This window comes from Devosia rhodophyticola (genome assembly GCF_028816475.1).
Taxonomy (GTDB): Bacteria; Pseudomonadota; Alphaproteobacteria; order Rhizobiales; family Devosiaceae; genus Devosia; species Devosia rhodophyticola.
In genome coordinates this window covers 1,933,678-1,950,142 of record NZ_CP118247.1, presented here as the reverse complement: position 1 = coordinate 1,950,142, position 16,465 = coordinate 1,933,678, and the positions used below count along the sequence as shown (strand labels likewise).

The following is a 16,465-nucleotide window of genomic DNA, read 5'->3' as shown; positions in this document are numbered from 1 at the left end:
TATTTTGGTAGCGGGCTCAATGGACAACCCGGTGAATGACGCTGATCAGCTTTTCGGGATCAAACGGTTTGACGATCCATCCGGTACCACCCGCAGCCTTGCCCTGATCGCGCTTGTCCTGGCTGGTCTCGGTGGTAAGAATTATCACGGGCAGGCTTTGGAATTCGCCACTGGCGCGCACCGCCTTGATAAACTCAATGCCATCCATGATCGGCATATTGATGTCAGTGATGACCACATCGACTTTTTGGGTGCGCAACACTTCAAGGCCCTGTCGCCCATCCTCTGCCTGAAATACCTCAAACCCCGCGTTTGACAGGGTATGATGTAGCATCGCCAGAATGGTTCGGCTGTCATCAACAGTCAGGATGCGCAAACCTGTCATCTTCCGATCGTTCCCTCAAATTGATCACCCAGCCCAAGACGCTCGATTGCAGTGGCCATGACCCGACTCGGATTGACAACCTCAAGACCGACCTGATTGCGCCGTGCCGACCCGGCAGCGCTCAGCAACATGAACAACGCATTGGTCGAAACCCGCTCAACCCCCGCCGCATTCACACTCACGGATCCAACCTCGATAGCTTCGAGCAAGGTATCCCGCACGCCATCCAGCGCATCGAGATCCAGAATTGCCGGCAAGGCAACGGATCTGGCAGCAATTGAGTTCATGATATGGCTCGCGCTAACGGAGACTTCTCCAGAGCGAACTTTGCCCGCTAACGGTTTAATAAGTGCTAACCTTAGGGGTCGGTCTGTTCCAGACGCCTCTAATCATTGGCCAAATGCGAATGTTTGGACTGTTTGCCCGCCCTCTGATAGACCCTTGTCAGACCACATTATTTCCAGCGCAGCACCCCAGGGTGCTAGAGCCAACCCACCACCCAGACACCTTTGACAAGTCAGTTCGCCATGACCGCCAATGTAGCACTTACCGGGCTCGCCCGGGACCTCAAAGCCCGCGCCGATGCCGGCAAGACCATTCGCGTCGGCGTCATTGGTTCAGGGGAAATGGGTACCGATCTGGTGACCCAGGGCAGCATGATGGATGGCATTTCCATTGCCGCCATTGCAACGCGCCGCCCCCACACGGCCCTTGATGCCATCCGGATCGCCTATGGCGATGATACGCGCGGCCGTGAGGCCGATACCCCGGCACAGGCAGGCACCGCCATCGAGGCGGGCAAGATTGCCATCACCTCGGTCGAAACCCTGGTCACCACCCCCCAGATTGATGTGGTCATCGATGCCACCGGCAAGCCGGGCGTTGCCGCCGACTATGACCTCATGGCCATGGAGCACGGCAAGCATCTGGTGATGATGAATGTGGAAGCCGACGTGACCATAGGCCCCTATCTCAAGAGTCAGGCGGACCGACTTGGCGTTGTCTATTCGGTCGGTGCAGGCGATGAACCAAGCTCGTGTATGGAATTGATCGAGTTTGTTTCAGCCCTTGGCCTACCCGTTGTTGCCGCCGGCAAAGGCAAGAACAATCCGCTGCGCCACAATGCCGTTCCCGACGAATATCGCGCGGAAGCGACGCGACGCAACATGAACCCGCGCATGCTGGTTGAGTTCATCGATGGTTCCAAGACGATGGTGGAAATGTGTGCCATTGCCAATGCCACGGGACTTGTTCCCGACATTCCGGGGATGCACGGGCCCAAGACCGACCGCGATGACATGGCCAAGGTCCTGATCCCACGCGCCGACGGCGGCATTCTTAACGGGATGGGCGTGGTCGACTACACTATCGGTAAGGGCGTCGCGCCGGGTGTCTTCGTTATTGCCAAGGCAGAACATCCTCGCATCATCGAGCGGATGGACGATCTGCACATTGGCCACGGACCCTATTATTGTTTCTTTCGCCCCTACCATCTGACCAGTCTTGAAGTGCCCCTGACCGCCGCACGCATCATGCTGTACGGCAAACCGGACATGGTGCCATTGGCTCGGCCCGTGGCGGAAGTCTGCGCGGTCGCAAAGCGCGATCTGGCCGCAGGCGAGCCCTTGGATGCCATTGGGGAAACCTGCTATCGCTCGTTCACCATGACCGTTGCCGACGCCCGCGCCGCCCAGGCGCTACCAGTTGGTTTGCTCGAGGGGGGCAAAATCATGGCACCGGTCAAGCAGGGAGATTTGATCACCAGGGCCAACGCTACGCCCGACACAACGACGCGTCTTTACGCCCTGCGTCAACTTCAGGACAAAATGCTGGAAGGACTTTAGACCATGCGCTTGTTGGTTACTGGCGCACTCGGGGCAGTCGGGCGCACAGTCATGACTGCTTTTCCGGATAGCGTTGGCCTCGATATCCGGCCCGGAACTGATATTACCGCCGATCTTGGAACGATTGATTATAACGATCCCCGGATTGTTACAGCACTCACCAACGTCGATGCGCTGGTGCATCTGGGTACCAGCCCCAATCCCAAAGCCGCCGATGAAGTTCACTGGCAGGCTGTTTCCAACTGTGCCCGCCTTCTTCAGGCCGCTCAGCGAATGCAGGTAAAAAATGTTGTGCTTGCCTCGTCTAATTGGGCTGAGCCAATCAATCCCGCGATGATTATCAACGCCTACGGCGATTCCAAGCGCGTATTCGAGCAGCTCGCGGCCATGTATGACCATGGTGAAGGACAAAGAGCCGTGGCGCTGCGAATTGGCTGGGTGCCGCATTCACCTGACCAATACACCAAGGCAGAACAATGGCTTAAAGACAATTTTTGGTCTGGGGAACGCCTGATCGACGAGATGCGCCGCGCCCTCGGGCTCGCCGACGGGCAGCACAAGACCGCAAACAGCTAGAGCCGAAACGGTAATTTGAGGAGAAGATGATGGCGAATACTGACGGAAAAGTCCGCTGGGGCATTCTATCCACCGCAAACATCGGCATGAGCAAGGTGACCCCTGCCATCATGAAGGCCCCGCATGCCGAGGTCGTCGCCATCGCATCGCGTGATCTGGCCAGGGCACGGACGGCTGCCGACCAATTGGGTATCGCCAAGGCATTTGGCTCATACGAAGAACTATTTGCCGATCCCGACATAGACGCCATCTACAATCCGCTTCCCAACCATTTGCACGTGCCGATGACCGTTGCAGCGGCCAGGGCTGGCAAACACGTCCTGTGCGAAAAGCCCATTGCCCTTGATGCAGCGGACGCCGAAGCCTTGCGTCAGTGCCCGCCCGACCGGCTGATTCTCGAAGCCTTTATGGTGCGCTTTCATCCCCAATGGCAGCGAGCCCGCGACATCATCCGCTCGGGCGAACTTGGCCAGATCAATGCCATCAATGCCGTCTTCAGCTATTTCAACGACGATCCGGCAAATGTTCGCAACATGGCCGATATTGGCGGTGGCGGCATCATGGACATCGGTTGCTATCCCATCGCCGCGGCTCGCTTTCTGTTCGAGGCCGAACCCAGGCGTGTGGTCGCCCTGGTAGATCGCGACCCCACCTTCAAGACCGATCGCCACGCCAGCGTCATCGCAGATTTCGGCCAGGGTAAAGCCCTCAACTTCATCTGCTCGACCCAGTCGGCTGGCCATCAGCGAGTTCAGGTTCTCGGCAGCAAGGCAAAACTTGAAATCATCATTCCTTTCAACGCGCCTGCCGACGAACGCTCCGCAATCACCATCGACGTTGGCGGCCCGTTTGACGGTTCGCTCGCCCGTCGCGAAATCCTGCCCGCATGCGATCAATATACCGAGCAGGCCGAGGCATTTTCCCTGGCCGTTCTCGGCAACAAGACCCTGCCTTGGGGTATTGATGACGCCATTGCCAACATGCGGGTCCTCGACGCTGTTGTTGCCAGCGAAAAGGCCGGCGGTTGGGCCGAGGTGGGGTAGCAGCTCAAATTCATCGCTGCCTGTCAGGAAAATGCCGGAACAATTGCGTGCTCCGGGCGTTTTACACTGACCCTAAACCAGTCAGGACGCAGCGACATGCAGGCTTGGGCCCAAGAAGCAGTCGAAAGCGCGGCGTCCCCATCCGATGCGCCAGTCGAACAGATTGATGTCTCGCCCGACGCCATTGTCATCACCATCAACAACTGGATTGACGGCTTTTTCCGGCTGCTGCCCAATATCGCGGTCGCCATTGCTTTGTTGGTGGTATTTTTCTTTATTTCCATGGCCATCGAACATGGCGTCCGCCAATGGGCGAAACATCGCGACCGAAGCAATTTGGGCGATGTGTTGGGAGGCTTTGTCAAAGCGGTGGTGATTGCTCTGGGCGGTCTGCTGGCCCTGACAATCGTCCTGCCCTCGGTCAAACCCGGCGATTTGGTCGCTGGCCTGGGCATTGGCTCAGTTGCCATTGGCTTTGCGTTCAAAGACATATTGCAGAACTGGCTGGCCGGGCTGCTTATCCTCTTACGACAACCATTTCGTCCCGGCGACCAGATCGTGATCAATGGGTACGAAGGCACGATCGATCACATCGAAACCCGCGTGACAGCCATTCGAACCTATGATGGGCGCATGGCGCTCATCCCGAATTCCGATGTCTATACCAATGCGGTGACCGTCAACACCGCCTTTGACAAGCGCCGCTCGCAATATGATGTTGGCATCGGCTATGGTGACAATATTGCCGATGCCAAGAGCGTCATGCTTAATGCTGTCAAGTCCGTGGAGGGTGTGGAACAAGACCCCGCTGCCGAAGTTTTGGTGGTGGATCTGGCTGCATCGTGGATCACCCTTCGGCCACGCTGGTGGACAAACTCCTTGCGGACCGATGTAGTGCATACACAGTCGCGCGTCATTGAAGCGATCAAATCGGCGCTTGATGCGGCTGGCATCGACATGCCATTTGAAACAGCCATTCAGCTATTTCACGATCAGACCGAAGAAAACGACGGCGTTCGGGGGCGCCAGCGTGAAGGCTGGCCGGGAGCGGGCGACAGTCCTCCCCGATCCAGGTTGCAACTCACAATAGAGCAGGTTGAAGCATCAACGGATGGTACCAGCCAGGCCCCTCCAAAGGTCAAGAAGAAGCCCTAGCGGTCGCCGCCCGGTCGGGCGATGCCATGCCCAACCGAATGATCACGGCATCCAGCGAAAGCTTGCCGCCGCCAAACGCCATCAACGACAGCGCCTTGACCGCCCACGGCAGGTGAAAACTCAGCCAGCCATCGGGAATCGTCAATTGAATGATGATGGTCATTGCCAGAATGCCCAATCCCGCAAAACGGGTGAACAATCCCAATATCAACAGAACCGGTAGTACCACCTCACCGACCCCGGCCAGAAATGCCGTAATCAGCGGCGCCGGATACGCAAATGTCTGGCCCAGAATGTGGAGTTTGAACTCCTCCTGAAACAAGTAGCGCGTTCCGCTCGATAGATTGAGAAACCCGTCCCACTTGGTCATGCCTGACCGCCAGAAGGGGATGGCCAGCGCAATGCGCAATCCCAGAAGGGCGACCGAGTGAGGAAAACTGGCGATCAGCCGGTCCGCGCTCAAATAGGACTTGAGGGTAGCCCGCAATAAATTAGACATGACGTTTAATCCTCAGTCAAAAAGGCCCGATTAGTCGCGAGCAACCCCAATTTGCAATAGTTCGGAGGTCCAGTCTTGGACCCCCGGGACATTGGAGCTCAGAAATCAGACGTTTGGAAGGTCGCGGTCAAGGGCTTCAAGCGAACCCATGCGATCGCCTTCTACCGAGATGGTGGAGCAGGTGCCGGTTGGAACAGCTTTCCAGGCATTGCCCTGAAAGTCGATAACCGAGGTGCCAGCGCAAGTGGTGCCAGGACCGGCGGCACAATCGTTCTGGCCAGCCAGCGAAATACCGTAGCAATGCTCGGATGCGCCTTCCGCCGCAGCGACTTGGGTAACCGACGCACCCGCAACGGCAGTAAGCAGTGAAGCGGCAAGAGCGATAGTGGACATGCGGTTCATGAGAATCTCCTTTTCACGGGCGAAACCAGTTTCGTTCCGTAGTGTGAAGTTCGTTCCGCAGACAATATCGTTACGCGTCGCTGCGCGCTTTTTGATCACAGGACCGTGATCGAGCGTAACAATATCCCTTCGGACATCTCCAGACTACCAAAGGCCCAACAAGGCAAGAGCGCCAAGGCTGAGCCCCAGGAGCATCACGATGGACAGCACACCGCTCGTCAGCACCCGGCCATTGGCGTGCATCATCGTACCTAGATCAACGGAAAGCCCTAACGCGCCCATCGCCGCCGTGGTCAGTATCGTAGAAACGACACCGACGGGACCGATGACCGCCACCGGTATGACATTGAGGCTGCGAAGCCCCATCAGGCACAAGAAACCGACAATGAACCATGGCACAAGCCGTCCAACGCCAGGCCTCAAACCAGCCTTGCGTCCAGCGCCCAGCCCGAGCGCAACGACAACAGGCCCCAGCATCAGGACCCGGATCAGCTTTGCCAGTGTTCCTACCTGGATTGCCACCAACCCCACAGGCGCGGTAGCGGCGATGACTTGGGGTACGGCATAAACTGTCATTCCGGCCAGAATCCCATAGGAACGCTCCGCCAGCCCCAACCCCGGAAGCGCGAGCGGCAGAACCAGCACCACAATGATACCCAGCGCCGCAGTGAAGGCGATCGAGGCTGCCACATCCTCGGCCGACGCATCGATAACCGGCGCGGCCGCCATGATCGCTGAATTGCCACAGATGGAATTGCCACACGCAACCAGCACCGCCAACTGGTGCGGCAACCCCATTGTACGCCCAATCCCGTAGCTGAGCGCCAGCGCAATGAAAACTACCCCGGCAATCGCCCCGATCAGCAGTGGGCCAAAATCGCCCAGCGCCCTGACGCTGAAGGAGGCGCCCAACAGCATCACCCCGATTTCCAGCACCGTCTTGCCAGAAAAATGTACGCCATCCTCAAAGGCCGGGTGCAGGCCAAATATAGAGCGCGCCACTGTCCCCAGAATCAGCGCCAACACCAGCGCTTCAAACCAGGCCTGACCCAGCCAGTGCCGCTCCACCTGCTCCACGCCCCACGCCAATGCCGTTAGCGCAAAGGTCAGCAAAAGGCCGGGGAGCAAACGATGGATCTTGAACATATCTCATTCTCGGAACGTGGTTCGACCCGAAACTGTCACGTGGTTCTGTGTACTTCCATCGAATAATATTCTACGTTTCATTCGATTAAGTCGAACGAATTACCATGACCCTCGAACAACTTGAAATCTTTGTTGCCGTCGCCGAGCGCGAGCATCTCACCAATGCCGCCCACGCCATCGGCCTCACCCCATCAGCGGTCAGCGCCTCGATAAAGGCACTGGAAACCTTCCATGACGTGCACCTGTTTGAGCGGGTTGGCCGGCGCATCGAAATCACGGCAGCAGGACGCGCCTTTCTCGTCGAAGCCAAAACCATTCTGGCGCGTGTGCGCACTGCCGAACTGGTGTTGAGCGAGCTGAGCCAGTTGCACAGGGGAACACTCGCGGTTCATGCCAGCCAGACTATTGCCAGCTATTGGCTGCCGTCCCGTTTGATGCAGTTTCGCACGGCCTTTCCCGGCATTGATATTCGCCTGCACGTCGGCAATACCGAAACAGTGGCTCAGGCCGTCCTGGACGGGCTGGCCGAAATCGGGTTTGCAGAAGGCGACATTGAAAACGCAGCCCTTGCAACCGAAGTCATTGCCAAGGATATCATGGTGATTGTCGCCCGCCCTGACCATCCTCTGGCAACCGCCAGGAGCATTACCGCTTCCGATCTCTTGGTGCAGACCCAGTGGATCGCGCGTGAACCCGGCTCCGGCACGCGCGCGGCTCTGGAGCAGGCGTTGCGCGACAATGGCTGCGATCCTGCAAAGTTGCAGCGCTCGCTCGTGCTGCCGTCTAACGAAGCGGTTCTGGCGGCGGTGGCGGCCAGCAATTGTGCCGCAGCCGTCTCCCTGTCCGCCGCTGCTCATTTGCTCGATCAGGGCGAACTGGCAATCATCGATTTCGCCCTGCCGACACGCGCCTTCCATTCGGTTCGCCACAAGGAGCGGCGACACGGCGAAGCGGTTCGCCAATTGCAGGCCATTTGCGCCGGCACGTTTGTCGCAGGGCCAAGGCACTAGCGATTTTGACCTGCGATAATTCAGAAAAGACAATAGCGATGATCAACTGGACAAGGCCTGTGTCGCTGTTCCATGGTCGCCGCGTTCAGCAAAAGAGTGATTGCCATGCCCGTGCCTAATCAAACCCTTGACGCCGTTCTGGCCCAGGTCGATGCCAGCCTCGACCAAAGTCTTGAGCGCCTGTTTTCGCTGTTGCGAATCAAGTCAATTTCCACTGATCCCGCCTTTGCCAGCGACTGCCAGCGGGCCGCAGACTGGCTTACCGAGAATCTGCAATCATTGGGATTTGTAGCGACCGCCCGCCCGACGCCCGGCCATCCGGTTGTCGTTGCCCATCAGCACGACGCTGCCGGGCCCCATGTTTTGTTTTATGGCCATTATGACGTCCAGCCGGTCGATCCGCTCAACCTGTGGCACGCCGATCCCTTCGAGCCCCAGATCAAGCAAGGGCCCGATGGCAAGATCATCGTTGGCCGGGGCACGTCTGACGACAAGGGGCAATTGATGACCTTTGTTGAGGCCTGCCGTGCCTGGAAGGCTGCAACCGGCGCGCTGCCAGTCAGGATTTCCATGATGCTGGAAGGCGAGGAAGAAAGCGGCGGCAAGAACCTGCCCCCCTTCATGCGCGCCAATGCCGATGAGCTCAAGGCCGATATCGCCCTGGTCTGCGACACCGATATGTGGGACCGCAAGACCCCTTCGATCACCACCATGCTGCGCGGTCTTGTCGGGGAAGAAATTGAAATCACCTGCGCCAACAAGGATTTGCACTCGGGCATGTTTGGCAATGCCGCCCGCAACCCTATTCAGGTGCTGGCCAATATCATTGCCGACCTGCGCCGCCCCGATGGCAGCGTGACCCTTGAGGGATTTTATGACGACGTTGCCGAAGTGCCAGATGCCGTCAAGGCCGGATGGCGCGATCTTGGATTTGACGACGTGGCTTTTCTTGAGGGAGCCGGCCTAGCGCTTCCCGCCGGCGAGCAAAACCGCAGCGTCCTTGAACAGATATGGGCGCGCCCGACCTGCGAAATAAATGGTATCACCGGTGGCTACACTGGCGACGGCTTCAAGACCGTTATACCGGCCAGGGCCAGCGCCAAGATTTCCTTCCGGCTGGTTTCTGGTATGGACCCCGACAAGATACGCACGGCCTTCCGCAAACACGTCCGCGATCGCCTACCCGAGGATTGTACTGTGGAATTTTCCGAGCACGGCGGCGCTCCGGCGATAACGGTGCCCAGCGACGGCATCTTCCTGCAAAAGGCATTGGCGGCCCTGACCGATGAATGGCCCAATCCGGCTGCCATTACCGGCTCAGGCGGCTCCATTCCGGTCGCAGGCGAATTCAAGAAGATTCTTGATATGGATACGCTTCTGATCGGCTTCGCCCACGTCGACGATGCTATCCACAGTCCTAACGAAAAATACGATCTGGCCAGCTTCCATGGCGGCATCCGGTCTTGGGTACGTATCCTCGCCGGTTTTGCTGACTAGACGAGGATCAGGGCAATCATGGCGGCCACGGCTGGCACTGTCTGGATGAACAGGATCCGGCGTCCGACCGTGGCGGCCCCAAACAGTCCAGCGACCGCGACACAGGCCAGAAAGAACAGCTGAATCTGCCAGCCAAATCCGAAGTCCGGTTGGATCAGCCCCCAGATCAATCCCGCCGCCAGAAAGCCGTTGTAAAGGCCTTGGTTGGCTGCCATGGCCCTGCTTGCCTGCGCAAACTCAAGCGTCGTGCCAAAGGCCTTAAGAGCACGCGGGCTGGTCCACCAGAACATTTCCAGAGCCAGAATATAAAGGTGCAGCAGCGCAATCGACGCCACCAAAATTTGCGCAATGATCAGCATGATGTAACCCTTGTTGCCTATGTCGCACCGGCTGCCAGTTTGCCCATTTCGCCAACCAACCGCTAGAGCGGTTGACCACCGATGGCCTGAACCGCCCGCGCGCCTGCAGCAATCCCTGCTTCCAGCGCCACCTCAACGGTTGCGTCACCGAGCACCGCCGACAGGAGCCCGGCGGCAAAGGCATCGCCTGCCCCGGTGCTGTCAACCACACGAACCTCAGGCGCAGGCGATGTCAGCACCACACCATCTCGACCGCCGACCGCAGCGCCCGACCGCCCGCGCTTGATCACCACATTGTCAAAATTCTGACCCAGAACCCGCATTTGTTTTTCAAGCCGGGTCGACCCGGTCAAAACCCTGGCCTCATCCTGATTGGCCAGCAACCAGGCACAACCACGGGTCCATTGAAGAAAATTTTTGGCACCCACTTCATTGAGGAACCCGATCGAAGCCGCATCAACGGCAATGGCAATTTTGCGTGCCCGCGCTGCTGCAAAAAGACCAAGCACCGCAGCGCGCGGACCCGGCTCGAACAGACTATAGCCAGAAACCAGGACCAGACCCACATCATCAAGCAGGCTATCGGGCAAATCCTCGGCGCAAAGATTGAGATTGGCGCCGCGGTCAGTCAGAAAGCTCCGCTCGCCGTCGGGATCAACAATGGTAACCAGAACGCCCGTCGGCAACTGGGTGTCGCTGGCCAACACGCCAACCACGCCCTGACCGCGAAAATAGTTCTCATAGCCCATGCGGTCCGAACTGCCGACGCGCGCCGCAAATATGACATCGGCGTCTACCGAGCCCAGCCATGCCGCCTGATTGGCACCCGAACCGCCGGGGCGGTTGCGTATCTTGGCCCGTCTGTCCGATCCTTTGACCATCGGACCTTCGGGCATGACGATGATATCGGTCATCACATCGCCAACAACCAGAATGCGGGCACTCATGCGCGTCGAACACTCGGCCTGGGTGCCGACTTGCTTGCCAATGCCACTGCAATTTTTGCACCCAGAATGGCGTTGTTCTCAACCAGCGCGATATTGGATTTGAGCGATTGCCCATCGGTCAGTTCAAAGATGCGATTGAGCAGGAACGGGGTCAGCGCCTTGCGATTGACCCCCTGGCGTTCGGCGTCGGCAAGGGCCTCCCCGATCCGCGCCTCGATCACATTGGCCTCGAGTGCATCGGCTTCAGGAATTGGATTGGCCACCAACAGGCCACCCATTCCCAAATCAATCTGCAGGGCCAAGACCTTGGCAATTTCGTCGGCGCTATCAAAGCGATGATCAACCCTGAACCCGCTCTGACGCGCCCAGAAAGCGGGAAACTCGTCACTTTGATAGCCGATGACCGGAACGCCGTTGGTTTCAAGAACTTCCAGCGTCTTGGCAATATCCAGTATCGATTTGGCGCCAGCGCACACAACGGCAACGGGGGTGCGGGACAATTCTTCAAGATCAGCCGAAATATCGAACGTGTCTTCGGCACCGCGATGCACCCCACCAATACCGCCGGTTGCAAAAACGCGGATGCCCGCAAGCCCGGCAATCTGCATTGTGGTGGCCACGGTCGTCCCCGCCATGCCCCCCTGCACCAGCAAGGCGCTAACATCGCGTCGCGACGCCTTGGCGGCCTTTCCCCCTTCCAGCGCCAGCCTTTCGAGATCATCCCCCTCAACACCAACAACAAACCGTCCGTCCATGATGGCAATCGTGGCGGGCACGGCGCCATGTTGGCGCACGATCGCTTCGACATTCCTGGCCATTTCCAGGTTTTGCGGATAGGGCATGCCGTGGGTGATAATGGTAGATTCCAGCGCCACCACCGGCTTGCCTTCGCTAAGGGCTTTTTTGACGTCGCTGGAAATCGAGAGATAGGGTTTGGCGCTCATCAGAGGGCGCTCCTTGGCTTGGGACTGTGGCTCGAACACGAGCCAAACGCGCCCGGTTTTGCGCCATTGGCGCGTTTGCGGTCAAGCCCCTTGCAATCATGTCGCACTATCACTTGTCGCCCTTCCAATTTCCCACTAGTTTGGCGCGGTGAACATTGAGCAGGGTAAACTTCACTGGAAAAAGCAATTGCTGACCGCGCCGCCGAGGCAGGTCGATCAGCGCCCGAGACCGGGCTACACGTCAAAACTGTTTCCGCTGTAGCCAGTCGGTTGCATGCAGTTGTGTCATTGCCATCCCTGCCCGTGCGTACGCGAATTTTCGCCTCCCCCATTACCTCCAGATTTGATGTCATCGCCGCGTCGCGATGCCACAAGGATCCCCTTTAAACTCAACAGGAGTTCATTTGATGAACAAGTCGCTCATCTTGGCGCTTGGCGCATTTCTGATTGCGGGTCCCGCGCTGGCCCAGGAAGAAGCCGTCGTCAACGTCTACAACTGGTCCGACTATATCGCCGAAGACACCATCGCCAAGTTCGAAGATGCCACCGGCATCAAGGTCAATTACGATGTGTTTGACAGCAACGAACTGGTCGAAGCAAAATTGTTGGCTGGCAATTCTGGCTATGACGTCGTGGTGCCATCGGGCTTTTTCCTCGAGCGTCAGGTTGTCGCTGGCCTGTTCCAGAAACTGGACAAATCCAGGTTGCCAAACCTGGCTAACATGGACCCGCAGATCATGAAGGACACAGCCGTTCATGATCCCGACAATGCCCATTCGGTCGATTACATGTGGGGCACCACCGGGCTCGGCTACAATGTCGACAAGCTCAAGGCTGCGCTTGGACCGGACCAGCCGCTCAATACATGGGATATTCTTTATAAGCCTGAACTGGTTTCAAAACTGGCTGATTGCGGTGTGACGCTGCTTGATGCGCCGGTTGAAATGGTTGCCTCAGCGCTCAATTACCTTGGCCTCGACCCGCTTTCCGAAAGCCCTGATGATCTGGCCAAGGCCGAGGAATTGCTGACCTCCATCCGCCCCTATATCCGCTACTATAATTCGTCCCAGTATATCGATGATCTGGCCAATGGCGAAGTCTGCCTGTCGGTCGGCTATTCGGGCGACGTGTTCATTGCCCGCGATGCCGCCGCCGAGGCCGACCAGGGCATTGACGTCGAATATGTCATCCCCAAGGAAGGCGCGCTCAAATGGTTTGACCTTCTGGCCATCCCAGCCGACGCACCGCATCCCGACAATGCGCACAAATTCATCAATTTCGTGCTCGATGCCCAGATTGCTGCCGACATAACCAATTATGTCTTTTATGCCAGCGGCAACAAGGCAGCGCTGGAATATGTGTCCGACGACATCAAGAACGATCCGGCCATCTATCCCGATGCTGAAACGGCCTCAAAGCTGTTCCCGATGAAGTCGCACACACCCGATTATGACGAACTGCTGACCCGGACCTGGACCCGGATCAAGACTGGCCAGTAACCGCGCCGGGGGCGGTTCTGGCCGCCCCCAAAATTTTCTCCACGCCGAGTAGACAATGTCCAAACAGCCCTTGATCGCCGCCGATACCCGTCCCTGGCGCGACCCCGCGGCCAAACCTTTTGTCCGTATCAACAACGTCACCAAGAAGTTTGCCGATGTCGCGGCAGTCTCCGACGTGTCGCTTGAAATCTATCAGGGCGAACTGTTCTGCCTGCTGGGCGGATCGGGGTCGGGCAAATCAACGCTTTTGCGCATGTTGGCGGGATTTGAAACCCCGACAGCGGGCACGATTGAGATCGACGGGCAAGACATGACAGCGGTCCCACCCTACAGCCGACCGGTCAATATGATGTTCCAATCCTACGCGCTGTTTCCGCATATGAATGTCGAACAGAATATCGCCTATGGGCTCAAACGCGAGAACATCGCGTCAACAGAAGTGGGCCAACGCGTTAACGAACTGTTAGCGTTGGTGAAGCTTGCCGAGTACGGAAAGCGCAAACCCCACCAGCTTTCCGGCGGCCAACGCCAACGCGTCGCGCTGGCCCGCGCGCTCGCCAAGCGGCCCAAGCTCTTGCTGCTCGATGAACCCCTCGGCGCGCTCGACAAGAAGCTGCGCGAGGAAACCCAGTTCGAACTGGTCAAGATCCAGGAAACGCTGGGCGTGACCTTTATCGTTGTGACCCACGATCAGGAGGAAGCGATGTCGCTGGCCACCCGGATCGGGGTGATGAACCAGGGCGAAATTGCCCAGATCGGCGAGCCGACGGACATTTATGAGTTTCCCAACTCCCGTTTCGTCGCCAATTTCATCGGCTCGGCCAATATGTTTGAAGGCGTGGTGACCGAGGACGAGTCCGATCACATTATGATTGATAGCCCCGAGGCCGGATGTGCCATCTATGTCGACCATGGCGTCGATTGCGCGCCAGCACAGCGCCTCTGGTGGGCCATCCGCCCCGAAAAGATATTGCTGACCCGTGACCGGCCAGACGGGGTGGCCAATATTACCCGCGGACTGGTCGACGATATCGGCTATCTCGGCGACACCAGCGTTTATCAGGTGGTACTTGATAGCGGCAAGAAAGTGCGCGTCACCAAAGCCAATACCATGCGCGGCGATCTTGAAGCCATCAAATGGGATGAGCGGGTATATCTGAGCTGGGCGGGTAACGCCGGATCGGTTTTGACGGCATGAGCCGCACGCCTGAGCCATCGACGAGCGTGCCCCGCCCCTTGAAACTGGCCGAACAGGCCCTCAGCCGTCTCGGTGTGTCAGGTCGGGCATTGATCATTTTTGCCCCGGCCGTGTGGTTGACAATTTTCTTTCTGGTCCCGCTGGCCGTCGTCTTTGGGATATCCCTGTCGACCAAACAGTTTGGCCGCCCGCCCTATTCAAACCTGTTGACCTTTGGCGAGGCCGGTACGGTGCAACTGACGCTGCACCTGTCCAATTTCGTCAAGCTGTTCTCGGATTCCCTCTACGTCAACGCCTATATCAATTCGATCAAGATCGCGGCCATTGCCACACTGATCGCTTTGGCGCTCGGCTATCCCATGGCCTATTTCATTGCCCGCGCCTCGGATCGCTGGCGCAATGTGCTGCTGATGCTGGTCATCCTGCCATTCTGGACATCGTTCCTGCTGCGCGTTTACGCCCTGACCGGTTTCATGCGGGGCAATGGGGTGATCAATAATTTTCTCGGCCTGTTCGGCATCGAACCTTTGATCATGATGCAGACCGATTTCGCAGTCTATGTCGGCATCGTCTATACCTACCTGCCGTTCATGATCCTGCCGCTCTATACCAATCTGGTCAAACTCGACGGAACGCTGCTCGAAGCTTCGGCTGATCTGGGGGCGCGTCCGTTGCGCACTTTTCTGGCCATCACGCTGCCGCTTTCGGTCCCCGGCATCATTGCCGGAACGATGCTGGTTTTCATTCCTGCTATCGGGGAATTTGTAATCCCGTCACTGCTGGGCGGACCCGGCACCTTGATGATTGGCCGGGTCTTGTGGGATGAGTTTTTCTCCAACACCAATTGGCCACGCGCCGCAGCGGTTGCCATCGCCATGCTGATTGTCGTGGTCGTGCCAATCATGCTGATGCAGCGCGCCCAAAGCGCCACGGTGGAGCGGTAGATGCGCAAGGGTCCGTTCCTGCCGACAGCGGCAATTTTGGGATTTGCGTTCCTTTACGCGCCAATCATTTCGTTGGTCATTTTCTCGTTCAACGAAAACCGCTTGGTTACCGTCTGGTCCGGGTTTTCGGTCAAATGGTACGGAGAGTTGCTTGCTGATCCCCAGATATTGGGAGCCGCTGGTCTTTCGCTACAAATCGCCTTTGCCAGCGCCAGTCTCGCCCTGGTTCTGGGAACGCTGATGGCCATTGCCCTGGTGCGCTTTCGCCGTTTCCGGGGCCGCACCATGCTCGCCGGCATGATATCGGCGCCCCTTGTCATGCCCGACGTCATTACTGGACTGTCCCTTTTATTGCTTTTCGTGGCCATGGAATCGTTAATCGGTTGGCCCGCCGGGCGTGGCACGATGACCATCATTATCGCCCACACAACCTTTTGCATGGCCTACGTGTTTGTCGTCGTGCAATCGCGACTCGTGGATATGGATATCAGCCTTGAAGAAGCGGCCATGGATCTGGGCGCCACCCCGTTCCGGGTCTTTGTCGATATCACCCTGCCCATAATTGCCCCTGCCCTGATTTCGGGTTGGCTATTGGGCTTTACCCTGTCGCTGGACGATCTGGTGATCTCCAGTTTTGTCTCGGGGCCCGGCTCTTCGACCCTGCCCATGGTGATCTTTTCCAAGATCAAACTGGGCGTTTCCCCCGACGTCAACGCCCTCGCCAGTATCATAATTGGCGTGGTTGCATTGGGCGTTGGGATCGCCACCCTGCTGCAATTGCGGGGGCAGAAAAACCCAGTCGGCGCTAGCGCGTCAGAGATAATGTGAACGGGCTTTCCCCGCTTGTTCGCCCAAGTGCCTTTACAGACTGGAAAAACCGGCGCATCCTCAACTCATGTTCAACTAACGTGAAGGAGGTGATCCAATGTCTAATGAGATTACGGCGCTCAATGAGGGTCTTGGATATGGGGTAATATTGTCGGAGGCGATCCTCGGATAATCCCACTTCCTTCGGAC

General features: G+C 57.9%; 18 protein-coding genes. 10 read left to right on the top strand and 8 right to left on the bottom strand.

Going from position 1 to position 16,465, the window contains the following annotated elements; genetic code table 11:
- Positions 1 to 16: 16 nt before the first annotated feature.
- The gene (locus PSQ90_RS09565; protein WP_282210101.1) at positions 17 to 385 is read right to left on the bottom strand and encodes a response regulator; all 369 of its coding nucleotides are present in this window, start codon (positions 383 to 385) and stop codon (positions 17 to 19) included.
- Entirely contained in the window at positions 382 to 672 is a 291-nt protein-coding gene (locus tag PSQ90_RS09560) for an STAS domain-containing protein (RefSeq protein WP_282210100.1), read from the bottom strand. Before PSQ90_RS09560 ends, PSQ90_RS09565 begins: the two co-directional genes overlap by 4 nt.
- A 240-nt stretch (positions 673 to 912) precedes the next feature.
- Here PSQ90_RS09560 and PSQ90_RS09555 point away from each other — a divergent pair, with 240 nt between their 5' ends.
- From PSQ90_RS09555 to PSQ90_RS09540, 4 genes are all read left to right on the top strand, one after another.
- Complete coding sequence (locus PSQ90_RS09555; protein WP_282210099.1) at positions 913 to 2,229, top strand: NAD(P)H-dependent oxidoreductase; 1,317 nt, start codon at positions 913 to 915, stop codon at positions 2,227 to 2,229.
- Positions 2,230 to 2,232: 3 nt separating this feature from the next.
- On the top strand, positions 2,233 to 2,805 hold the full coding sequence (locus PSQ90_RS09550; RefSeq protein ID WP_282210098.1) for an NAD-dependent epimerase/dehydratase family protein: 573 nt from the start codon (positions 2,233 to 2,235) through the stop codon (positions 2,803 to 2,805).
- Between the two features lie 26 nt (positions 2,806 to 2,831).
- Complete coding sequence (locus tag PSQ90_RS09545; protein WP_282210097.1) at positions 2,832 to 3,848, top strand: Gfo/Idh/MocA family protein; 1,017 nt, start codon at positions 2,832 to 2,834, stop codon at positions 3,846 to 3,848.
- A 96-nt stretch (positions 3,849 to 3,944) separates the two neighbouring features.
- Complete coding sequence (locus PSQ90_RS09540) at positions 3,945 to 5,003, top strand: mechanosensitive ion channel family protein (RefSeq protein ID WP_282210096.1); 1,059 nt, start codon at positions 3,945 to 3,947, stop codon at positions 5,001 to 5,003.
- Here the strand turns inward: PSQ90_RS09540 and PSQ90_RS09535 are convergent.
- From PSQ90_RS09535 to PSQ90_RS09525, 3 genes are all read right to left on the bottom strand, one after another.
- The gene (locus PSQ90_RS09535; RefSeq protein WP_282210095.1) at positions 4,987 to 5,502 is read right to left on the bottom strand and encodes a DoxX family protein; all 516 of its coding nucleotides are present in this window, start codon (positions 5,500 to 5,502) and stop codon (positions 4,987 to 4,989) included. The two genes, PSQ90_RS09540 and PSQ90_RS09535, sit on opposite strands and share 17 nt — an antisense overlap.
- A 105-nt stretch (positions 5,503 to 5,607) precedes the next feature.
- Positions 5,608 to 5,904, bottom strand: a complete 297-nt coding sequence (locus tag PSQ90_RS09530; RefSeq protein ID WP_282210094.1) for a BufA1 family periplasmic bufferin-type metallophore — start codon at positions 5,902 to 5,904, stop codon at positions 5,608 to 5,610.
- A gap of 144 nt (positions 5,905 to 6,048) precedes the next feature.
- Positions 6,049 to 7,050: a YeiH family protein gene (locus PSQ90_RS09525; RefSeq protein ID WP_282210093.1), complete on the bottom strand. Its 1,002-nt coding sequence runs from the start codon at positions 7,048 to 7,050 to the stop codon at positions 6,049 to 6,051.
- 104 nt (positions 7,051 to 7,154) lie between these two features.
- On the opposite strand from PSQ90_RS09525, the gene PSQ90_RS09520 reads away from it, so the two are divergent.
- Positions 7,155 to 8,060 (top strand): LysR family transcriptional regulator, encoded by a 906-nt coding sequence (locus PSQ90_RS09520; RefSeq protein WP_282210092.1) that lies wholly within the window; start codon positions 7,155 to 7,157, stop codon positions 8,058 to 8,060.
- A gap of 105 nt (positions 8,061 to 8,165) precedes the next feature.
- Positions 8,166 to 9,557, top strand: a complete 1,392-nt coding sequence (locus PSQ90_RS09515) for a M20/M25/M40 family metallo-hydrolase (protein WP_282210091.1) — start codon at positions 8,166 to 8,168, stop codon at positions 9,555 to 9,557.
- On the opposite strand, the gene PSQ90_RS09510 is transcribed toward PSQ90_RS09515, so the two are convergent.
- The 3 genes from PSQ90_RS09510 to PSQ90_RS09500 form a co-directional block, all read right to left on the bottom strand.
- Complete coding sequence (locus PSQ90_RS09510; protein ID WP_282213023.1) at positions 9,554 to 9,910, bottom strand: DUF1304 domain-containing protein; 357 nt, start codon at positions 9,908 to 9,910, stop codon at positions 9,554 to 9,556. The genes PSQ90_RS09515 and PSQ90_RS09510 overlap by 4 nt on opposite strands.
- Positions 9,911 to 9,978: 68 nt before the next feature.
- Entirely contained in the window at positions 9,979 to 10,863 is an 885-nt protein-coding gene (locus PSQ90_RS09505; RefSeq protein WP_282210090.1) for a carbohydrate kinase family protein, read from the bottom strand.
- Complete coding sequence (locus PSQ90_RS09500; RefSeq protein ID WP_282210089.1) at positions 10,860 to 11,807, bottom strand: pseudouridine-5'-phosphate glycosidase; 948 nt, start codon at positions 11,805 to 11,807, stop codon at positions 10,860 to 10,862. Before PSQ90_RS09500 ends, PSQ90_RS09505 begins: the two co-directional genes overlap by 4 nt.
- A gap of 404 nt (positions 11,808 to 12,211) precedes the next feature.
- Here PSQ90_RS09500 and PSQ90_RS09495 point away from each other — a divergent pair, with 404 nt between their 5' ends.
- From PSQ90_RS09495 to PSQ90_RS09480, 4 genes are read left to right on the top strand one after another with little or no spacing between them, the layout of a single operon-like run.
- Complete coding sequence (locus PSQ90_RS09495) at positions 12,212 to 13,306, top strand: polyamine ABC transporter substrate-binding protein (RefSeq protein WP_407648106.1); 1,095 nt, start codon at positions 12,212 to 12,214, stop codon at positions 13,304 to 13,306.
- Between the two features lie 55 nt (positions 13,307 to 13,361).
- Entirely contained in the window at positions 13,362 to 14,504 is a 1,143-nt protein-coding gene (locus PSQ90_RS09490) for an ABC transporter ATP-binding protein (protein WP_282210087.1), read from the top strand.
- Complete coding sequence (locus PSQ90_RS09485) at positions 14,501 to 15,448, top strand: ABC transporter permease subunit (RefSeq protein ID WP_282210086.1); 948 nt, start codon at positions 14,501 to 14,503, stop codon at positions 15,446 to 15,448. Before PSQ90_RS09490 ends, PSQ90_RS09485 begins: the two co-directional genes overlap by 4 nt.
- Positions 15,449 to 16,276 (top strand): ABC transporter permease subunit, encoded by an 828-nt coding sequence (locus PSQ90_RS09480; RefSeq protein WP_282210085.1) that lies wholly within the window; start codon positions 15,449 to 15,451, stop codon positions 16,274 to 16,276.
- Positions 16,277 to 16,465 lie beyond the last annotated feature (189 nt).